Source organism: Streptomyces akebiae, from assembly GCF_019599145.1.
GTDB lineage: Bacteria > Actinomycetota > Actinomycetes > Streptomycetales > Streptomycetaceae > Streptomyces > Streptomyces akebiae.
Genome location: NZ_CP080647.1, coordinates 7642145 through 7660915, shown reverse-complemented (window position 1 = coordinate 7660915; position 18771 = coordinate 7642145). Strand labels below are relative to the sequence as shown.

Below are 18771 nucleotides of genomic sequence, written 5' to 3'. Positions count from 1 at the left end.
GGCAGGTTAGTCAGGTCGGGCCCGTCCCCCAACCAGACCGGGGCTTTTTGTCCCCTTTGTCGACCTGTTGTCCACGCCTTGGACGGCCGTGGGCCGCAGGCGCGGGCTAGAGGGCGCGCAGCCGCTTGGTGAACTCGGCCGCGGCGGCCCCCGGGTCGTCGGCCTCCGTGATCGCACGGACGACGACCACCCGCCGGGCGCCCGCCTCGACGACCTCGTCGAGGTTGCCGAGGTCGATGCCGCCGATGGCGAACCAGGGACGGTCGGTGGCGAGGGCGGCCGTGTACCGGACGAGGTCCAGGCCGGGGGCGTGGCGGCCGGGCTTGGTGGGGGTGGGCCAGCAGGGACCCGTGCAGAAGTAGTCCACGCCCTCCTGGACGGCCGCGGCGGCGGCCTCCTCCTCGGCGTGGGTGGAGCGGCCGATGAGCACGTCCTCGCCGAGGACGGCACGGGCGGCGGGGACCGGGAGGTCGCCCTGGCCGAGGTGCAGCACGTCCGCGCCGATGGCGTGGGCGACGTCCGCGCGGTCGTTGACGGCGATCAGCTTGCCGTGCCTGCGGCAGGCGTCTGCGACGACCTGGAGGTGCTCCAGCTCCTCGGCCGCCTCCATGCCCTTGTCGCGGAGCTGCACGATGTCCACGCCGCCGCCGAGGACCGCGTCCAGGAACCGCGGGAGGTCGCCCTGGCGCTTGCGGGCGTCCGTGCAGAGGTAGAGCCGGGCGTCGGCGAGCTGTGCGGCGGCGTCGGGCATGGGTGTGTCCCCCGTTGGCATGCGTGGTCCGCGCGGCGCACGGGACGCGACCCTCGCGGGTCGGCTCCCGTGCGCCGCACAGGCGGCTCTTGTGCGGATCGTTCGGGTGTCTCAGGTGTCTCGGGTGTGCCTGGCGTTCCGGGTCAGACGGCGAGCGCCTGGGCGCGGCGCTTCACCTCCGTGCCGCGATTCTCGCTCAGGGCCTGGGCCGGGGTTCCGGGCAGGCTCGGGTCCGGAGTGAAGAGCCACTCCAGCATCTCTTCGTCGGTGAAGCCGTCGTCCTTCAGCAGGGTCAGGGTGCCGGTCAGGCCCTTGACCACCTTGTCTCCGTCGATGAAGGCGGCGGGGACGTGCAGCGCGCGGTTCTCCCCGCGGCGTACGGCGATGAGCTGGCCTTCCTTCACCAGCTGCCGCACGCGGGTCACCTCGACGTCGAGCATCTCTGCGATGTCGGGGAGGGTCAGCCACGCGGGGACGAGAGCATCGATCTTTGCGTCAATCTCGGTCACGTCTCCAAGACTGCCATCTGGGACTGACAGTGGGTAGCCGAGGCGCCTCGGGCGGAGCCGACCGAGGGGCACGGAGTGCGTCGGTCGGCGGGCGAACGCGTCCCGGCTACGCCGTCGCCGCGGTCGCCGCCTTCAGTGGCCTCGCCGGGTCCTCCAGCAGCAGCGGGTCCATCGGGGTGCCCGACTCGATCAGGCGGCGCCCCTGGGCCAGGTCCCGGGGGCGGCCCACCGCCAGCAGGGCGACCAGCCGGGCCTCGCGCAGCCAGCAGACCGACCAGGCGGCGCCGACCGGGTCGCCGCGCCGGACCATGGTGTCGGCGGATGCGTGGTCCCCGGCGTACTGGACGAACCGGCCGAACTGCTCGGACCAGAAGTAGGGCACGGGGTCGTAGGGCGCGGGGGTCTCGCCGACGATGTTCGCGGCGACCGTGCGGGGGCCCTGGAGGGCGTTGTCCCAGTGATGGACGAGGAGGCGCCGGCCGTACCTGCCCGAGGGGAAGGAGGCGCAGTCGCCGACGGCGAACACATCCGGTACGGAGGTGCGCAGATGGTCGTCCGCCACCACCTCGCCGTGGGCGCCGAGCTCGATGCCGGAGCCCTTCAGCCAGGCCGTGGCGGGGCGTGCGCCGATGCCGACGACGACCGCGCCGGCCGGCACCCGGGTGCCGTCGTCCAGGACGACCGTGCCGGGCTCGACACGCTCCACGCGCGCGTGCGTGCGCAGGGTGGTGCCGCTGTCGGCGTACCAGGCGGCCATCGGGGCGGCCACCTCCGCCGGGAGCGCGCCCGCGAGCGGGCGGTCGGCCGCCTCGACGACCGTCACCGCGCAGCCCGCCTCACGGGCGGCCGTGGCGAACTCGGCGCCGATCCAGCCCGCGCCGACGACCACGATGTCGTGCTGCCGGGCCAGCACCGGCCGCAGCCGCTCGGCGTCGTCCAGGGTTCGCAGCAGATGCACCCCGGGCACGCCCTCGGCGCCCGGCAGCATGATCGGTTCCGCGCCGGTCGCGACGACGAGGAGGTCGTACGGGACGGGTCCGTCGGCCGTGTCGAGTTCATGATCGGCGGGGCGCAGGCCGGACACCTCGCGGCCGAGCCGGAGGTCGATGCCGAGCGCCTCGAAGTCGACGTCGAAGGCGGAGCCCTCGGCGTTGCCGAGCAGGACGGCCTTGGAGAGCGGAGGCCGGTCGTACGGCTGGTGCGGCTCGGCGCCGAGGAGCGTCACGTCGCCGGTGAAGCCCTGTTCCCGCAGGGCGACCGCCGTCTGCACGCCCGCCATGCCCGCGCCCACGACGACCACGCGCCGCGCGGGTGATCCGCCCCTGTGCTGCGTCTGCTCGCTCACCCGATCACCATAGACAACTGATATCCGGTCAGGCAGAGGGTGGGTGGGCCGGTCGTACGGCGGGTGGCGGGCGGTGGCCCTCAGCGGGCGCGGTCCGCCGTATCGTCGACCTGCTCCACCACGCTCGTCCCGCTGCCGGACCGCGACTCCCATTCCCAGGTCTCCTCCAGCCGGACCCGCCCGTCGGGCAGTTCGACCACCAGGGACACGCAGTGCCCGGAGGCGGTGGTGCCGTCGGTCTTCAACTGCACGTAGCGAAAGTCCAGCCGGTCCCCCGCGCGCGTGCCCACGAGCCGGCCGCGCACGACGTCGCCGCCCGCGTAGTCGGCCCAGATCTCGCCGTCCTTCTCGTGGTACGTGAAGCGGGTGCGGGTGCCCACCTGACCTGGGGCTTGGTCGGCGACGGGGGCGAGGACGAGACCGTCGAGCGAGCGGGCCATGGGCACGGGCTCCCTTACTGGGACGAACGGCGGGGGCTAGGGTGGGCCACCGTAGAGCACTCGCGGGAGCCCGGACGCACCGGGCTGAGAGGGAGGCTGGCGGCCTCCGACCGTACGAACCTGATCCGGGTCATGCCGGCGAAGGGAGGGGCTGGACGCCCATGTCGCGTACGCACACGTCAGACGTCCTCGTCGTGGGGGGCGGAATCATCGGGCTCGTCACGGCGTGGCGGTCCGCGCAGCGCGGGTTCGCCACGGCCGTGGTCGATCCCGAGCCCGGCGGCGGGGCCGCGCGGGTGGCGGCCGGGATGCTCGCCGCCGTGACCGAACTGCACTACGGCGAGGAGACGCTGCTGGGGCTCAACCTGGAGTCCGCGCGCCGCTACCCGGACTTCGCGGCCGAGTTGACCGAGACCACCGGCCTCGGCCTCGGCTACCGCCGCTCCGGCACACTCGCCGTCGCGCTCGACGCCGACGACCGCGCCCATCTGCGCGAACTGCACGCCCTGCAACGTCGGTCGGGCCTCGACTCGGAGTGGCTGAGCGGACGGGAGTGCCGTCGGCTGGAGCCGATGCTCGCGCCGGGCGTGCGCGGCGGCCTGCGGGTCGACGGCGACCACCAGGTCGACCCGAGGCGGCTCGCCGCGGCCCTGGTCGCGGCCTGCGAACGCGCCGGGGTGGTGTTCCACCGGGCCTGGGCCGAGGAGCTGTCGGTGGCCCGGGAGCGGGCCACGGGCGTCCGCACCGGCGCGGGCGACCGGCTGGACGCCGGGCACACCGTCCTCGCCGCGGGCAGCCTCAGCGGGCGGCTCGCCGGCGTCCCGGCCGAAGTGCGGCCACCGGTGCGGCCGGTGAAGGGACAGGTGCTGCGGCTGACCGTGCCGAAGCCGTACGCGCCCTTCCTGAGCCGTACCGTGCGGGCCGTGGTGCGGGGCAGCCACGTCTATCTCGTGCCGCGCGAGAACGGCGAACTCGTCGTCGGCGCGACCAGTGAGGAACAGGGCTGGGACACGACGGTCACCGCGGGCGGGGTGTACGAACTGCTGCGGGACGCTCATGAACTCGTCCCCGGCATCACCGAACTGCCGCTCACCGAGACCCGCGCCGGACTGCGCCCCGCCTCGCCCGACAACGCCCCGCTCCTCGGCCCCAGCGGGCTGGACGGCCTGCTCCTCGCGACCGGCCACTACCGCAACGGCGTGCTTCTCACGCCGGTCACCGGCGACGTCATGGCCCAGGTGCTGACGACCGGTGAACTGCCGGCGGAGGCGCGCGACTTCACCCCCCTGCGGTTCCGCGCAGGCGCGGCCCGTGAACTCCTGGAGCAGCCCGTATGAGCACCACCGGGACCCTGACCGTGTCCGTCAACGGGGAACGGCGGCAGATCGCCCCCGGCACGGCCCTCGACGCGGTCGTGCGGACGCTCACGCCGTCCGTCTCGGGTGTCGCCGCCGCCCTCAACGAAACCGTCGTCCCGCGCGCGCGGTGGACGACCACCGCCCTCGCCGAGGGGGACCGTGTCGAGGTCCTCACCGCCGTCCAAGGAGGCTGATCCCATGGCAGACGACCCCTTCGTCCTCGGCGGCACGACCTACGCGTCCCGCCTGATCATGGGGACCGGCGGCGCGAGCGGCCTGGACGTCCTGGAGCGCGCGCTGGTGGCCTCCGGCACGGAGCTGACCACGGTCGCGATGCGCCGGGTGAACCCCGATGTGCAGGGCTCGGTGCTGTCCGTGCTCGACCGGCTCGGCATCCGGGTGCTGCCGAACACGGCAGGCTGTTTCACGGCGGGCGAGGCCGTGCTGACGGCCCGCCTCGCGCGCGAGGCGCTCGGTACGTCCCTGGTCAAGCTGGAGGTCATCGCCGACGAACGCACGCTGCTGCCCGACCCGGTCGAACTGCTCGACGCCGCCGAGACGCTCGTCGACGACGGTTTCACCGTGCTGCCGTACACGAACGACGATCCCGTGCTCGCGCGGAAGCTCCAGGACGTGGGCTGTGCCGCGATCATGCCGCTCGGGTCGCCCATCGGCTCCGGGCTCGGCATCCGCAACCCGCACAACTTCCAGTTGATCGTCGAGCACGCGCGCGTGCCGGTGATCCTGGACGCGGGTGCGGGGACGGCGTCGGATGTCGCGCTCGCGATGGAGCTGGGGTGCGCCGGTGTCATGCTCGCCTCGGCGGTGACGCGGGCGCAGGAGCCGGTCCTGATGGCCGAGGGCATGCGGCACGCGGTGGAGGCCGGACGGCTGGCGTACCGGGCGGGCCGCATCCCCCGCCGTCACTTCGCGGAGGCCTCGTCGCCCGGCGAGGGGCTGGCGCGGCTGGACCCGGAGCGCCCGGCGTTCTGAGGCGGAGCTCACGCCCCCCTCACTCGAACAGTCGAACGACTTCGGTCGGAGACCCGCTCGTCACAGCCCTCCGGCCTCGGTCACAGCTCTGCTGCAGTACGGCCCGCGGACCAAGGGACCCATGGGCCTGTCGGCGGCGGCTCGTACACTCACCTGCGTGGACACGACCCTTCAGGACCCGCTTGTCGGCCAGGTGCTCGACGGTCGGTATCGAGTCGAGGCGCGGATCGCGGTCGGCGGGATGGCCACGGTCTACAGGACCGTGGACACCCGTCTCGACCGCGTGCTCGCGCTCAAGGTGATGCATCCGACGCTGGCCGCGGACCGGACGTTCGTCGAGCGGTTCATCCGGGAGGCGAAGTCGGTGGCCCGGCTCTCCCACCCGAACGTGGTGGGGGTCTACGACCAGGGCACCGACGGCTCGTACGTCTATCTCGCGATGGAGTACGTCGCCGGCTGCACCCTCCGTGACGTGCTGCGCGAGCGCGGGGCGTTGCAGCCCCGCGCCGCGCTGGACATCCTGGAGCCGGTGCTCGCCGCGCTGGGTGCCGCGCACCGCGCCGGGTTCGTGCACCGGGACATGAAGCCGGAGAACGTGCTGATAGGGGACGACGGCCGGGTCAAGGTCGCCGACTTCGGGCTCGTCCGGGCCGTGGACACCGTCACCAGCACCACCGGCACCGTCCTCGGCACCGTCTCCTACCTCGCCCCCGAGCAGCTGGAACACGGCACGACCGACACCCGTGTCGACGTGTACGCGTGCGGCGTGATGCTCTACGAGATGCTCACCGGCGGCAAGCCCCACTCCGGCGACTCCCCCGCGCAGGTGCTCTACCACGCGCTCCACGACGACGTGCCGCCGCCGTCGGCCGCGGTGCCGGGGCTGCCCTACGAGCTGGACGAACTGGTCGCCTCGGCGACCGCCCGCAATCCGGAGCTGCGGCCGTACGACGCCGTGGCACTGCTCGCGCAGACACTGGAAGCGCGGGCCGGGCTGAGCGGCGAGCAGCTGGACGCGGTGCCGCCGCAGGCGATAGCCGGCGGCCACGACACCACGGAGGACCGGACGAGCGTGATCCCGCGCACCCTGTCCGTGTCACGGTCGGTGGGGCTGGATCCCGACGAGCGGTTGAACCGCACGAGCCGGTTCGAGTCTCCTCCGCCGCCGTCCCGGCGCACCCGCACCTCTCCCGCGTCCCGGCGTGGGCTGTGGGCGGCCGTCGTCGCCGCGGTACTCGTGCTGGGCGTGGGCGGGGGTGTCTGGTACATCAACTCGGGCCAGTTCACGCAGGTCCCGGCCGTGTTGCAGCAGAGTGAGGCGGTCGCCACGAAGCGGCTGGAGGGTGCCGGGCTGGACGTCGACGTCAAGCAGGCGTACAGCGACACCGTCAAGCGCGGCAGGGTGATCGGCACCGACCCGGCGCCCGGCGAGCGGATCCGGGACAACGACACCGTGACGGTGACGATCTCCAAGGGCCCGCAGACCGTGGCGGTGCCGGACCTGAAGGGTTACCGGCTGGACGTCGCGAAGACCCGGCTGAAGGACGACGGTCTCGAACCGGGCGTGGTGACGCGGGAGTTCAGCGACGAGGTCATCAGGGGGCAGGTGATCAGCACCCGGCCGGGCGCGGGCACGGAGATCTCGTCCGGCGCGGCGGTCAGGATCGTGGTCAGCCGGGGCGCCCCGGTGGAGGTGCCCGAGGTGTCGGGCGCGTCCGTCGCGGACGCCACCGCCGAGCTGGAGCAGGCGGGCCTGAAGGTGAAGATCGCCTCCGGACGGGTCAACTCCGAGTTCGACAAGGGGCTCGTGGCCGAGCAGGCTCCGGGCGTGGGCAAGCAGGTCGGCCAGGGCGACACCGTCACGCTGACGCTCTCCAAGGGGCCCGTGATGGTCGAGGTCCCCGACGTCGTGGGCGACAGCGTCGACGAGGCGACCCAAAGGCTCAAGGACGCCGGTTTCGAGGTCGAGGAGGACCGAGGGCTCCTCGGGCTCTTCGGCGACGAGGTCAGGAAACAGTCGGTGGACGGCGGGGACACGGCACCCAAGGGCTCGACCATCACCATCGAGATCCGCTGACGGGCCGGCCCGGCCGTCGCCTCGAACCGTCGGCCGGGCACCGCGGGCCGCATGACACCCTGGTGCGGTGAGCACTCAGCAGTCCCCCGGGCGGGCGGGCACCGCCCCCGGTCACTCCGGCCCCTTGGGCCCCTTGAGCCCTTCCCGCAACCCCGTCGGCGGTCATGTCCCCGTCGCCGGGGGCCTGAACTCCGTCGGGCTGACGTATGCCCGTGATCTGAAGGCCGAGACCGTTCAGGTCTTCGTCGCCAATCCGCGTGGCTGGGCGACTCCGGTGGGCAATCCCCGGCAGGACGAGGAGTTCCGCGCGGCCTGCGCCGAGGAGTCGATCCCCGCGTACGTCCACGCGCCGTACCTGATCAACTTCGGTTCGCACACCGAGGCGACGGCGGAGCGGTCCGTGGAGTCGATGCGGCACTCGCTGCGCCGGGGCCGGGAGATCGGTGCGCTCGGGGTGGTCGTGCACACGGGGAGCGCGACCGGCGGGCGGGACCGGTCGGTGGCGCTCAAGCAGGTGCGGGAGTATCTGCTGCCGCTGCTGGACGAGTTGACCCACGACGACGACCCGTATCTGCTGCTGGAGTCGACGGCCGGCCAGGGAGCCTCGCTGTGTTCCCGCACCTGGGACTTCGGGCCGTACTTCGAGGCCCTGGACGCCCATCCGAAGCTGGGAGTCTGCCTGGACACCTGCCACATCTTCGCCGCGGGGCACGACCTGACCGGGCCCGACGGCATGCACCGGACGCTGGACCTGCTGGTGGACACCGTCGGAGAGGGCCGGCTGAAGCTGATCCACGCCAACGACTCCAAGGACGTGGTCGGCGCCCACAAGGACCGCCACGAGAACATCGGCTCCGGCCACATCGGCGAGGACCCCTTCCGCGCCCTGATGACCCACCCCGCCACGGAGGGCGTCCCGCTGATCATCGAGACCCCCGGCGGCAAGGAGGGCCACGCGGCGGACGTGGAACGCCTGAAGAAGCTCAGGGACGGCTGACGCCCCCCCTCGCGGACCGTCAGAGCTCGGGCCCGTCCCCCGGTTCCTCCTGGTAGGAGTAACGCTGCTCCTGCCAGGGGTCGCCGATGTTGTGGTAGCCGCGCTCCTCCCAGAAGCCGCGGCGGTCGGCGGTCATGTACTCGATGCCGCGGACCCACTTGGGGCCCTTCCAGGCGTAGAGGTGGGGTACGACGAGACGCAGGGGGAAGCCGTGCTCGGCGGTGAGGAGCTCGCCGTCCTTGTGGGTGGCGAAGATCGTGCGGTCGTCGGCGAAGTCGGCGAGGCGGAGGTTGGAACTGAAGCCGTACTCCGCCCACACCATCACATGGGTGACCTCGGCGGCGGGCGGCGCGGTGTCCAGGATCGTCCGGGCCGGAATGCCTCCCCACTCGGCGCCGACCATGCTGAACTTCGTCACGCAGTGCAGGTCGGCCACGACCGAGGCGTACGGCAGGGCGGTGAACTCGTCGTGGGTCCAGGCGTGCTTCTCGCCGTCGGCGGTGGCGCCGAAGACCCGGAAGTCCCAGCGCTCGAGACGGAACTTGGGGACGGGCCCGTAGTGGGTGACCGGCCAGCCGCGCTGGAGCCGCTGTCCCGGGGGAAGCTGCGACGACGCCGCGTTCTCAGATGCGCGATCTCCTGATTCGCGTTCCACCGGCTGACCCATGACTCCATCCTGACAGACCCTGAGTGGTGCACATGACCAGGGTCCACCCGACCCGGACATTTAGAACTAAGGCTGCACTTACTTACTAAGCTTGCACTTACTGGACGATCTTCGACAGCGGTGCAATCATCGCGGCGCAACCTCCCAGTTCCCCGCTTGGAAGGAGCCTCTGCGATGCAGGGCGACCCCGAGGTCATCGAATTCCTCAACGAGCAGCTGACCGCTGAGCTCACCGCGATCAACCAGTACTTCCTGCACGCCAAGATGCAGGAGAACTTCGGCTGGACGAAGCTCGCGAAGTACACGCGGCACGAGTCGTTCGACGAGATGAAGCATGCGGAGGTGCTCACCGACCGGATCCTGTTCCTGGACGGGCTGCCGAACTACCAGCGGCTGTTCCACGTCCGGGTGGGCCAGACGGTCAAGGAGATGTTCGAGGCCGACCGGCAGATCGAGGTCGAGGCGATCGACCGCCTCAAGCGCGGTATCGAGGTGATGCGCAACAAGGGCGACATCACCTCCGCGAACATCTTCGAGTCGATCCTCGAGGACGAGGAGCACCACATCGACTACCTCGACACCCAGCTGGAACTGCTGGAGAAGCTCGGTGAGGCGCTCTACATCGCGCAGCTGATCGAGCAGCCCGAGAGCTGAGCCGGGGAACACCCCGAGGGCCGGGTCAGGCCGCTTCCTCGAGCTCGGTGAAGACCGACTCGCCCTGGTCGGCCGACTCACGGCGCGGGCACGCGCCCCTGCCGAGGATCGCCTGGATCCGCCGGACGCACGAGCCGCAGTCCGTACCCGCCTTGCAGGCGGACGCGATCTGGCGAGGGGTGCAGGCGCCGTCCGCCGCATGTTTCTTGACCTGCTGCTCGGTGATGCCGAAGCAACTGCAGACGAACACGCGGTTCACCTCCCGCCGGGATCGATAGGTGACGCCATCCCGATGATCGGTGAGGCTAACCTAACCTTACCCGGCATGCCGGAACCGCAAAAGTGGAGTGGGGCCCGGATCGTATGTGATCCGGGCCCCACTGCACTGCGTTGTCACGGCGTCGCTAGTCCCGGTACAGCTCCGCGACCAGGAACGCCAGGTCCAGCGACTGGCTGCGGTTGAGCCGCGGGTCGCAGGCCGTCTCGTAGCGCTGGTGCAGGTCGTCGACGAAGATCTCGTCGCCGCCGCCCACGCACTCGGTGACGTCGTCGCCGGTGAGCTCCACGTGGATGCCGCCCGGGTGGGTGCCGAGGCCCTTGTGGACCTCGAAGAAGCCCTTGACCTCGTCGAGCACGTCGTCGAAGCGGCGGGTCTTGTGGCCGGAGGCCGCCTCGAAGGTGTTGCCGTGCATCGGGTCGCTCACCCAGGCCACGGTCGCACCGGAGGCGGTGACCTTCTCCACCAGCTCGGGCAGCTTGTCACGGACCTTGTCCGCGCCCATGCGCACGATGAAGGTGAGCCGGCCGGGCTCGCGGTCCGGGTCGAGGCGCTCGATGTACCGCAGCGCGTCCTCGGCCGTGGTCGTCGGGCCGAGCTTGATGCCGATCGGGTTGCGGATCTGCGAGGCGAACTCGATGTGCGCGTGGTCCAGCTGCCGGGTGCGCTCACCGATCCACACCATGTGCGCCGAGACGTCGTACAGCTGGCCCGTGCGCGAGTCCACGCGGGTGAGCGCCGACTCGTAGTCGAGCAGCAGCGCCTCGTGCGAGGAGAAGAACTCGACGGTGCGGAACTCCTCCGGGTCGGCCCCGCAGGCGTGCATGAAGTTCAGCGCGTTGTCGATCTCGCGGGCGAGCTGCTCGTAGCGCTGGCCGGACGGGGACGACTTCACGAAGTCCTGGTTCCAGGCGTGCACCTGGCGCAGGTCGGCGTAGCCGCCGGTGGTGAAGGCGCGCACCAGGTTGAGCGTGGAGGCGGAGGCGTGGTACATCCGCTTCAGGCGCTCGGGGTCCGGGACCCGGGCGGCCTCGTTGAAGTCGAAGCCGTTGACCGAGTCGCCGCGGTACGTCGGCAGGGTCACGCCGTCACGGGTCTCGGTGCCCTTGGAACGGGGCTTGGAGTACTGCCCGGCGATCCGGCCGACCTTCACGACCGGCACGGAGGCCGCGTACGTGAGGACCGCGCCCATCTGGAGCAGCGTCTTCAGCTTGTTGCGGATGTGGTCGGCCGACACGGCGTCGAAGGCCTCGGCGCAGTCGCCGCCCTGGAGGAGGAACGCCTCTCCCTTGGCGACGGACGCCATCCGGGCGCGCAGCTGGTCGCACTCGCCCGCGAAGACGAGCGGCGGATACGACTCGAGCTCCGCAACGACTGCGCGCAGAGCCTCGGTGTCGGGGTACTCGGGCTGCTGCGCCGCGGGCAGGTCTCGCCAGGTGTTGCCAGCGCTCGCGCTGGACTTAGCGTTCACGGTCACGACGTCCACATTACGGGGTCATGTCGGGCGTCCATCCCCGTGCTCATCAAGTGAGACGGACCCCGCTCGATCGGAGCGGGGTCCTCGGGTGCGTCGAGGGCGCCTCAGTGGAGCCCCATGACCGCCGGGTCGTCGAAGCCGACGGCGAAGACCGTGCGCAGGGAGAGGTCGGCCTCGCCCCGGTAGCCGTCGCAGGCGTTCCGCCGCTCGTCGGCCTCCTCCACGGCCTCGAACTCGTACGGGAAGCTCGCCCGCAGGGCGGTGCCGGCGCAGATGTGTTCCGTGAGCCCCCACAGCTCGTCCACGCGTGCCGTGCCGAGCCTCGGCCAGTGGCTCAGGGCCTGGGGGGTGCCGACCGCCCAGTTGCCGCTCGCGTGGGGCAGGCCGCCGACCGTGACGTTGCAGGCCGTCGGGGCGCGGGTGTCGCCCACCCAGGTGCGGGAGAACACGGCGGGCTGGAGGGCGCAGCCCTTGTGGAAGGCGAAGTTCAGCAGCCCGGTGTCGTCGGTCCAGGTCATGCCGCCCTGCAGCCCGACATAGCGGGTCGCCGCGTACGCGTCCTGGATCACCGTCTTGCCGCCGGACATGTTCAGCAGTCCCGGATAGGTCGAGGCGCTGGTCGGATTGAGCTGGTAGCGCACGATCCGGGCGCCCGCGGCGCCGCCGTACCACTCACCGGCGACCAGCTTGTACGGGCTGCCGCCGCTCTTGTCGAGGGAGAGCCAGGAGTAGCAGAGCGAGTCGGGGTCGGGGGTCCCGTCGACGGCGTCGCTGTCGCAGCCGCCGGAGGGCGGCGGGGAGGCCTGCTTGTAGTAGTGGGTCTGCGGCAGGACGTACGGGTGGCCGCAGGCGCTCGACCGGCCGGAGACGCTGTCGACGCCGTAGGTGTTGAGCCCGGAACCGTAGGTGTCGACCTTGCTCAGCTTGTTGACGTCGAAGACGCGGATGCCGCCGGTGGTGTCGGTGACGTAGAGGTGGTTGGCGTACCAGACGATGCCGCCGCCGTGGCCGGTGACGAACTTGAAGTTCTGGCCGCCGGAGGTCGGCTCGACGAGCAGGACGTGGCGGTACTTGAGTGTGTCGCGGTCGATGAAGGAGAGCCTGAGCAGGTTGTTGGTGCGGCACTTGTCGGCCGGCTCGACCGTGCCCGTCGCATCGGTCCGGAAGGTCTTGTAGTGCCAGGCGACCGCCGTGACGCTCCTGCCCTGGATCGCCCCGTCCGCCCCGTCGGCGGTGCCGGTGGTGCTCATGCCCTGGGGCCACCAGCGGGGCGTGGTGTCGTCGCCGAGCGCCGAGGACCAGCACCAGGCGATCTTCCGGTCCACCGGCGGCAGCGCCTTGGTCTCGTCGCCGGCGCAGGCGCGCATCGAGCCCAGGTTCATGCCGGGATCGGCCGCTCCCGCCGAGTCCGTCGTGTACTCGGTGGTGACGACGTCGTCGAGGTCGGCGTCGGCCAGCCGACCGGCGAGGGTGGTCGCGGCCGTCGCGGTGCTCGTGTCGGTCATCTTGAACAGGTCACCGGCGAGCGCCAGTCGAGTGGTGGTCGGCTCCTCCGCGGCCGAAGCGGGTTGTCCGGTCAGCCCGGCGAGCAGGGCGGCCGTCGCCGCCACGAGGGCCAGGGGTCGCGTTCTCGGTATGAGTGGCACGCGTGATCCTAAGCCGACCACCAGGTGTCGATCATGTGAGTTTCCGGAGTTTCTCCGGTAGGGTGCGGCGCATGTTCGCGCACCCGACCCAGAACTGGTGGTGGACCGCTCATCCGGCGGCCCACTGACTGCGCGTACGCAAGACTTCGCGAAGGCCGCCCGAGGGGCGGCCTTCGGTGTTTCCAGGGCCGGGCCGTTCCTCTCGATCACCACGACTCACCACGACGACCGTGATCCCCAGGGAAGAGGAACCCATGGACCTGACCCGGCTCCTGTCCGACGACCGCCCGTTCGCCTTGTTGCGGCGCCGCACACCCGGCCTCCACGACCACGACACGGTGGAGCTGCTGATCGGCCCGGTGACGACGTACGAGCGTCTCGCCGACCTCCCCGACGAGGGGCTGGCGCTCGTCCCGTTCCGGCAGATCCGCGAACGCGGCTTCGACGTCCGCGACGACGGGACGCCCCTGTCGGTGCTGGTGCCGGAGGAGTCGTACGAACTGCCGCTGGAGCGGGCTCTCGCGCAGTTGCCCGCGCACGACGTCCGGGTCGAGGGCGGTGGCTTCGACGTGGGCGACGAGGAGTACGCCGAGATCGTCGGCCGGGTGCTGCGCGAGGAGATCGGGCGGGGCGAGGGCGCCAACTTCGTGATCCGGCGGACGTACGAGGGCACGGTCCCGGGCTTCGCCCGCGCCGACGCGCTCGCGCTGTTCCGGCGGCTGCTGGAGGGCGAGCGGGGGGCGTACTGGACGTTCGTGGTGCACACCGGGGAGCGCACCCTCGTCGGTGCCAGCCCCGAGGTGCATGTGCGGATGTCCGGCGGGACGGTCGTGATGAACCCGATCAGCGGGACGTACCGCTATCCGGCCGAGGGCCCCACCCCGGAGGATCTGCTGGCCTTCCTCGGTGACGGCAAGGAGATCGAGGAGCTGTCGATGGTCGTCGACGAGGAGCTCAAGATGATGTGCACGGTCGGTGACATGGGCGGGGTCGTGGTCGGGCCCCGGCTGAAGGAGATGGCGCATCTGGCGCACACCGAGTACGAGCTGCGCGGGCGGTCCTCGCTGGACGTGCGGGAGGTGCTGAGGGAGACGATGTTCGCGGCGACGGTCACCGGGTCGCCGGTGCAGAACGCCTGCCGGGTGATCGAGCGGTACGAGCCCCTCGGGCGGGACGGTGTGGGGCGCGGGTACTACGCCGGGGCGTTGGCGCTGCTGGGGCGTGACGCGGGCGGTGCGCAGACGCTGGACTCGCCGATCCTGATCCGTACGGCCGACATCGCGGCGGACGGACGGCTGAAGGTGCCGGTGGGGGCCACGCTGGTGCGGGGGTCGGACCCCGCGAGCGAGGTCGCCGAGACCCATGCGAAGGCGGCGGGGGTGCTGGCGGCGCTGGGGGTACGGCCCGGACGGCCGGGGCGGGAGCGGGTGCGGCCGGGGCTGGCCGAGGATCCCCGGGTGCGGGCCGCGCTGGACGGGCGGCGGGCCTCGCTGGCGCCGTTCTGGCTGCGGATGCGGGAGCGGACGGGCGAGCTGACCGGGCACGCTCTCGTCGTCGACGCCGAGGACACCTTCACGGCGATGCTCGGGCATCTGCTGCGGTCGTCGGGGCTGGAGGTGACGGTGCGACGGTATGACGAGCCGGGGCTGCGGGAGGGCGTGCTCGCGCACGAGGGCGTGGTGGTGCTGGGGCCCGGGCCCGGGAATCCGTCGGACGGGGACGACCCCAAGATGGGGTTCCTGCGGTCGCTGACCGCCGAGGTGCTGCGGGGGCATCGGTACGGGGTGCTCGGGGTGTGTCTCGGGCACGAGCTGATCGCGGCGGAGTTGGGGCTGGAGATCGTGCGGAAGCAGGTGCCGTACCAGGGGGCGCAGACGGAGATCGATCTGTTCGGGCGGCCGGAGACTGTGGGGTTCTACAACAGTTTCGTGGCCCGCTGCGACGACGCGGAGGCCGGGGAGTTGGCGGCGCGGGGCGTCGAGGTCAGCCGTGGTGAGGGTGGGGAGGTGCACGCGCTGCGGGGTGCCGGGTTCGCGGGGGTGCAGTTCCATCCGGAGTCGGTGCTGACGCTGGACGGGGTGAGTGTGGTGCGTGAGTTGGTGGTGGGGGTGCAGTCGCTGCGGGCGGTGTAGGCCCTGCGGGGGGTGCGGGGTCGTGGGTCGGGTGCGGGTGGGTGGGTGGGTGGTGGCTGGTCGCGCAGTTCCCCGCGCCTCTTTCGGGCCTCCGGCCCTCAGGGCGAAAGGCACGGGGCGCAGCCCCTGCTCTTCAGGGGCGCGGGGAACTGCGCGCCATGACGCGCCCGCCTCAGCCGAAGAAGACGCCGACCTCCTCGTAGAGCTTCGGGTCGACGGTCTTCAGGCGGGCCGTCGCGTCGGCGATGGGGACGCGGACGATGTCGGTGCCGCGGAGGGCGACCATCTTGCCGAAGTCGCGGTCGCGCACCGCGTCGATGGCGTGGAGGCCGAAGCGCGTGGCGAGCCAGCGGTCGAAGGCCGAGGGCGTGCCGCCGCGCTGGACGTGGCCGAGGACGGTCGTACGGGCCTCCTTGCCCGTGCGCCTCTCGATCTCCTTGGCCAGCCACTCGCCGACGCCGGAGAGACGGACATGACCGAAGGAGTCGAGCGAGCCGTCCTTGAGGACCATCTCGCCGTCCTTCGGCATGGCCCCCTCCGCGACGACCACGATGGGCGCGTACGAGGCCTTGAACCGGGACGTCACCCAGGCGCACACCTTGTCGACGTCGAAGCGCTGTTCGGGGATGAGGATGACGTTGGCGCCGCCGGCGAGGCCGGAGTGGATGGCGATCCAGCCGGCGTGACGGCCCATCACCTCCACCACCAGGACGCGCATGTGGGACTCGGCGGTGGTGTGGAGGCGGTCGATCGCCTCCGTGGCGATGCCGACCGCCGTGTCGAAGCCGAAGGTGTAGTCCGTGGCGGAGAGGTCGTTGTCGATCGTCTTGGGGACGCCCACACACGGCACCCCGTACTCGTCCGACAGGCGAGCCGCCACCCCGAGCGTGTCCTCGCCGCCGATGGCGACGAGCGCCTCGACCTCCTGCTTGGCGAGGTTCTCCTTGATCCGGCGGATGCCGTTCTCCTCCTTGAGCGGGTTGGTGCGCGAGGAGCCGAGGATCGTGCCGCCGCGGGGCAGGATGCCGCGCACGGCGGGGATGTCGAGGCGGACGGTGTCGTTCTCCAGCGGTCCCCGCCAGCCGTCCCGGAAGCCGACGAAGTCGTAGCCGTACTCCTGCACGCCCTTGCGGACGACGCCTCGGATGACGGCGTTGAGCCCGGGGCAGTCGCCGCCTCCGGTCAGTACTCCGACGCGCATGGAAATGTCCCTTCGCCGCGGTTGCCTGGTGAGGGTCACGCTAATAGTGATCCAGGTCACTTCGGCATGAACGGGAAGCCAATTCCGGCGAATTACGGCCGATTGAGGGTGAGTTGACCGGAGTTGATCAAATCGCCATCACTCTATGGGGTGATTCGACACGTTTACTCGTCGTCGAGACCACGCTCTATGGCATAGCGGACCAGCTCCACCCGGTTGTGCAGTTGGAGCTTGCCGAGGGTGTTCTGGACGTGGTTCTGGACCGTGCGGTGCGAGATGACGAGACGCTCGGCGATCTGCTTGTAGCTCAGGCCCTTGGCGACGAGCCGCAGCACCTCGGTCTCGCGGTCGGTGAGTTGCGGGGCCTTCGGCTCGTCGGCGCCCGGGGCGGGCGCGGGCTCGGAGGCGAGGCGGCGGTACTCACCGAGCACCAGGCCCGCGAGACCGGGAGTGAAGACGGGGTCGCCGACGGCGGTGCGGCGTACGGCGTCGATCAGCTCCTCCGTCGACGCCGACTTCAGCAGATAGCCGGTCGCGCCGGACTTCACCGCCTCCAGGACGTCCGCGTGCTCCCCGCTCGCCGACAGCACGAGGACGCGCAGGGCGGGGTTGGCTCCCACCAGTTCCTTGCAGACCTGTACGCCCGGCTTCGCGGGCAGGTTCAGGTCCAGGACGAGCACGTCCGGCCCGGTGGCGTGGGCGCGCCGTACCGCCTGTTCGCCGTCGCCCGCCGTGGCGACCACGTCGAAGCCGGACTCGGCCAGGTCGCGGGCGACGGCGTCGCGCCACATGGGGTGGTCGTCGACCACCATGACCCTGATCGGGCCGCCGCCCCCGCCGGGCCGCGCCACCGCGTCCACCGACCCGGCGCCCACCGACGGGCCGTCCGTGGGCCTTACGACCGCCGCCCCGCCGTCGTCCACGCTCTCCACGCTCTCCGTCACCGTTTCTCCGCCTTCCCCCGTACGCCCCTCGGCCCCTGTGCGGCCTTGGGTACCTTCAGTTCGACTTCCGTGCCCTGGCCCGGCACCGAGATCAGCTCGGCCGTGCCGCCGATGTCGCGCAGCCGCCCCCGGATGGAGAGGGCCACCCCGAGCCGGCCCTCGCCCTCGGCCTGGGCGAGCCGCCCCTCGGGGATGCCGGGGCCGTCGTCCCGTACCGTCACGATGATCTCGTCCGGCCAGTCCTCGACCAGGATCCAGGCCCGGGCCCCGTCGCCGGCGTGCGCGCGCACGTTGTCCAGGGCGGCACCGACCGCCGCGGCCAGCTCCCGCGCGGCCCCCGGGGCGAGCGGCACCGGGCCGCCGGGCTCGGAGAAGGTGACCTTCGCACCGGCGTACGGGGCGAGCAGGGCCCGCAGGTCCACGGGGTCCCCGGCGGCGCCGGCGTCGGACGCGTCCGGCTCGTCCACCACGCGGACGAGGGCCCCGTGGGCCGCGTCCTCCGAGATCCGGGAGACGGGGACCAGGCCGCCGGAGACCAGGGTGCGCAGGGCGACCTCCTGCTCGCCCGCCATCCGGCCCAGTTCGGCGGCCTCCCCGCCGAGGGCGGTGCCGCGCCGCTGGACCATGGCCAGGACCTGGAGAACGCTGTCGTGGATGTCGCGGGCGAGGCGTTCCCGTTCGCGGGTGGCGGCCTCGATCTCCAGGGCGCGGGCAAGGGTGCGCTCGGAGGCGCGGGCGACCTCGACGACGTAGCCGATGGCGATGGAGGCGACCCAGACCAGCAGGACGTTGTGGATGGTGTCGCGGGTGGGGGCGCCCCGGTGGACCAGGTTGGCGACGGCGACGAGCGTGGAGGCGAAGGCGGCCCAGCGCCAGCCGCCCTTGATGGCGAAGGCGAGGACGGCGCCGGCGGTCCATATCGACGGCAGCGTGGGGCCTCCGGCCTCCACCCGCGCGGTGGAGTCGGCGAGCCGGGTGAGCAGGATGCCGACGATCGCGATGGTCAGGTCGGCGGCGAGGAACCGCTTGGTGCAGCTGGCGGCGCTCGCGACCTTGGGCAGGGTCACCAGCGTCCAGCCGGCCAGCACCGCGTAGTAGGCGACGGCCAGCCAGGGGCGCTCGAACTTGTCGTACGCGCTGACGAAGAGGCCGACGGCGTAGATCATCGTCAGCACCCGGTAGCCGGTGAGCGCACGCCACAGCGGCTGCTCCACCGACATCGCCATGACCCGCTCGAGCTTCGGCACGTCCCCACCCCCTGTTGACTCGCCACCGGGCACCCCCGGCATACGCGTCCGGAACG

19 protein-coding genes and 1 riboswitch are annotated in these 18771 nt (G+C 71.7%); of the genes, 8 read left to right on the top strand and 11 right to left on the bottom strand.

Translation table 11 applies throughout. From position 1 onward, the window contains the following. Positions 1-106: 106 nt before the first annotated feature. The 4 genes from thiE to K1J60_RS33135 all read right to left on the bottom strand — a co-directional run bounded on the left by thiE (position 107) and on the right by K1J60_RS33135 (position 3045). Entirely contained in the window at positions 107-751 is a 645-nt protein-coding gene (gene thiE / locus K1J60_RS33150) for a thiamine phosphate synthase (RefSeq protein WP_220649416.1), read from the bottom strand. A gap of 143 nt (positions 752-894) precedes the next feature. Then, the gene (locus K1J60_RS33145) at positions 895-1260 is read right to left on the bottom strand and encodes an Rv2175c family DNA-binding protein (RefSeq protein ID WP_033528139.1); all 366 of its coding nucleotides are present in this window, start codon (positions 1258-1260) and stop codon (positions 895-897) included. 106 nt (positions 1261-1366) lie between these two features. Then, positions 1367-2605 (bottom strand): NAD(P)/FAD-dependent oxidoreductase, encoded by a 1239-nt coding sequence (locus K1J60_RS33140; RefSeq protein ID WP_220649415.1) that lies wholly within the window; start codon positions 2603-2605, stop codon positions 1367-1369. A gap of 80 nt (positions 2606-2685) precedes the next feature. Further along, positions 2686-3045 (bottom strand): hypothetical protein, encoded by a 360-nt coding sequence (locus K1J60_RS33135; protein ID WP_220649414.1) that lies wholly within the window; start codon positions 3043-3045, stop codon positions 2686-2688. A 52-nt stretch (positions 3046-3097) separates the two neighbouring features. Further along, a riboswitch (TPP riboswitch) is annotated at positions 3098-3209 on the top strand. Here K1J60_RS33135 and thiO point away from each other — a divergent pair. From thiO to K1J60_RS33110, 5 genes are all read left to right on the top strand, one after another. Continuing rightward, positions 3207-4382 (top strand): glycine oxidase ThiO, encoded by a 1176-nt coding sequence (thiO, locus tag K1J60_RS33130; protein ID WP_220649413.1) that lies wholly within the window; start codon positions 3207-3209, stop codon positions 4380-4382. Its footprint overlaps the riboswitch before it by 3 nt. Positions 4383-4396: 14 nt before the next feature. After that, a complete protein-coding gene (thiS, locus tag K1J60_RS33125) occupies positions 4397-4597 on the top strand; it encodes a sulfur carrier protein ThiS (RefSeq protein ID WP_220651819.1) in 201 nt (66 codons plus the stop codon). Between the two features lie 4 nt (positions 4598-4601). Next, a complete protein-coding gene (locus K1J60_RS33120; protein WP_220649412.1) occupies positions 4602-5396 on the top strand; it encodes a thiazole synthase in 795 nt (264 codons plus the stop codon). A gap of 157 nt (positions 5397-5553) precedes the next feature. Beyond that, complete coding sequence (gene pknB / locus K1J60_RS33115; RefSeq protein WP_220649411.1) at positions 5554-7473, top strand: Stk1 family PASTA domain-containing Ser/Thr kinase; 1920 nt, start codon at positions 5554-5556, stop codon at positions 7471-7473. Positions 7474-7540: 67 nt separating this feature from the next. Further along, positions 7541-8470 (top strand): deoxyribonuclease IV, encoded by a 930-nt coding sequence (locus tag K1J60_RS33110; RefSeq protein WP_398683667.1) that lies wholly within the window; start codon positions 7541-7543, stop codon positions 8468-8470. A 19-nt stretch (positions 8471-8489) separates the two neighbouring features. Here K1J60_RS33110 and K1J60_RS33105 read toward each other — a convergent pair whose 3' ends face one another. Further along, the gene (locus K1J60_RS33105) at positions 8490-9137 is read right to left on the bottom strand and encodes a sulfite oxidase-like oxidoreductase (RefSeq protein WP_220649410.1); all 648 of its coding nucleotides are present in this window, start codon (positions 9135-9137) and stop codon (positions 8490-8492) included. 174 nt (positions 9138-9311) lie between these two features. Here K1J60_RS33105 and bfr point away from each other — a divergent pair, with 174 nt between their 5' ends. Then, complete coding sequence (bfr, locus tag K1J60_RS33100) at positions 9312-9791, top strand: bacterioferritin (protein WP_220649409.1); 480 nt, start codon at positions 9312-9314, stop codon at positions 9789-9791. Between the two features lie 25 nt (positions 9792-9816). Here bfr and K1J60_RS33095 read toward each other — a convergent pair whose 3' ends face one another. The 3 genes from K1J60_RS33095 to K1J60_RS46255 form a co-directional block, all read right to left on the bottom strand. Next, positions 9817-10050, bottom strand: a complete 234-nt coding sequence (locus K1J60_RS33095; RefSeq protein ID WP_033528147.1) for a (2Fe-2S)-binding protein — start codon at positions 10048-10050, stop codon at positions 9817-9819. Between the two features lie 145 nt (positions 10051-10195). Then, positions 10196-11545, bottom strand: a complete 1350-nt coding sequence (locus K1J60_RS33090; RefSeq protein ID WP_033528217.1) for a class II 3-deoxy-7-phosphoheptulonate synthase — start codon at positions 11543-11545, stop codon at positions 10196-10198. Between the two features lie 104 nt (positions 11546-11649). Continuing rightward, a complete protein-coding gene (locus K1J60_RS46255; protein WP_259408034.1) occupies positions 11650-13191 on the bottom strand; it encodes a hypothetical protein in 1542 nt (513 codons plus the stop codon). Between the two features lie 71 nt (positions 13192-13262). On the opposite strand from K1J60_RS46255, the gene K1J60_RS47240 reads away from it, so the two are divergent. Beyond that, positions 13263-13319: a trp operon leader peptide gene (locus K1J60_RS47240; protein WP_352173385.1), complete on the top strand. Its 57-nt coding sequence runs from the start codon at positions 13263-13265 to the stop codon at positions 13317-13319. 126 nt (positions 13320-13445) lie between these two features. Beyond that, on the top strand, positions 13446-15323 hold the full coding sequence (locus tag K1J60_RS33075) for an anthranilate synthase family protein (RefSeq protein ID WP_220649407.1): 1878 nt from the start codon (positions 13446-13448) through the stop codon (positions 15321-15323). Positions 15324-15495: 172 nt separating this feature from the next. Here the strand turns inward: K1J60_RS33075 and K1J60_RS33070 are convergent, their stop codons facing one another. From K1J60_RS33070 to macS, 3 genes are all read right to left on the bottom strand, one after another. Further along, positions 15496-16524 carry a 6-phosphofructokinase gene (locus tag K1J60_RS33070; RefSeq protein ID WP_220649406.1) on the bottom strand — a complete coding sequence of 343 codons (1029 nt, stop codon included), beginning with the start codon at positions 16522-16524 and terminating at the stop codon, positions 15496-15498. Between the two features lie 164 nt (positions 16525-16688). After that, a complete protein-coding gene (locus K1J60_RS33065) occupies positions 16689-17336 on the bottom strand; it encodes a response regulator (protein ID WP_220651816.1) in 648 nt (215 codons plus the stop codon). Positions 17337-17464: 128 nt separating this feature from the next. Next, complete coding sequence (gene macS / locus K1J60_RS33060; RefSeq protein WP_220649405.1) at positions 17465-18715, bottom strand: MacS family sensor histidine kinase; 1251 nt, start codon at positions 18713-18715, stop codon at positions 17465-17467. Positions 18716-18771: the final 56 nt, after the last annotated feature.

Bases quoted from the DNA above. Each gene is read 5' to 3' on its own strand.
- K1J60_RS33075 (WP_220649407.1), top strand. From the start codon at position 13,446: ATGGACCTGACCCGGCTCCTGTCCGACGACCGCCCGTTCGCCTTGTTG.
- thiE (WP_220649416.1), bottom strand. From the start codon at position 751: ATGCCCGACGCCGCCGCACAGCTCGCCGACGCCCGGCTCTACCTCTGC.
- K1J60_RS33135 (WP_220649414.1), bottom strand. From the start codon at position 3,045: ATGGCCCGCTCGCTCGACGGTCTCGTCCTCGCCCCCGTCGCCGACCAA.
- K1J60_RS33070 (WP_220649406.1), bottom strand. From the start codon at position 16,524: ATGCGCGTCGGAGTACTGACCGGAGGCGGCGACTGCCCCGGGCTCAAC.
- K1J60_RS33105 (WP_220649410.1), bottom strand. From the start codon at position 9,137: ATGGGTCAGCCGGTGGAACGCGAATCAGGAGATCGCGCATCTGAGAAC.
- K1J60_RS33120 (WP_220649412.1), top strand. From the start codon at position 4,602: ATGGCAGACGACCCCTTCGTCCTCGGCGGCACGACCTACGCGTCCCGC.
- thiO (WP_220649413.1), top strand. From the start codon at position 3,207: ATGTCGCGTACGCACACGTCAGACGTCCTCGTCGTGGGGGGCGGAATC.
- bfr (WP_220649409.1), top strand. From the start codon at position 9,312: ATGCAGGGCGACCCCGAGGTCATCGAATTCCTCAACGAGCAGCTGACC.
- K1J60_RS33065 (WP_220651816.1), bottom strand. From the start codon at position 17,336: ATGGTGGTCGACGACCACCCCATGTGGCGCGACGCCGTCGCCCGCGAC.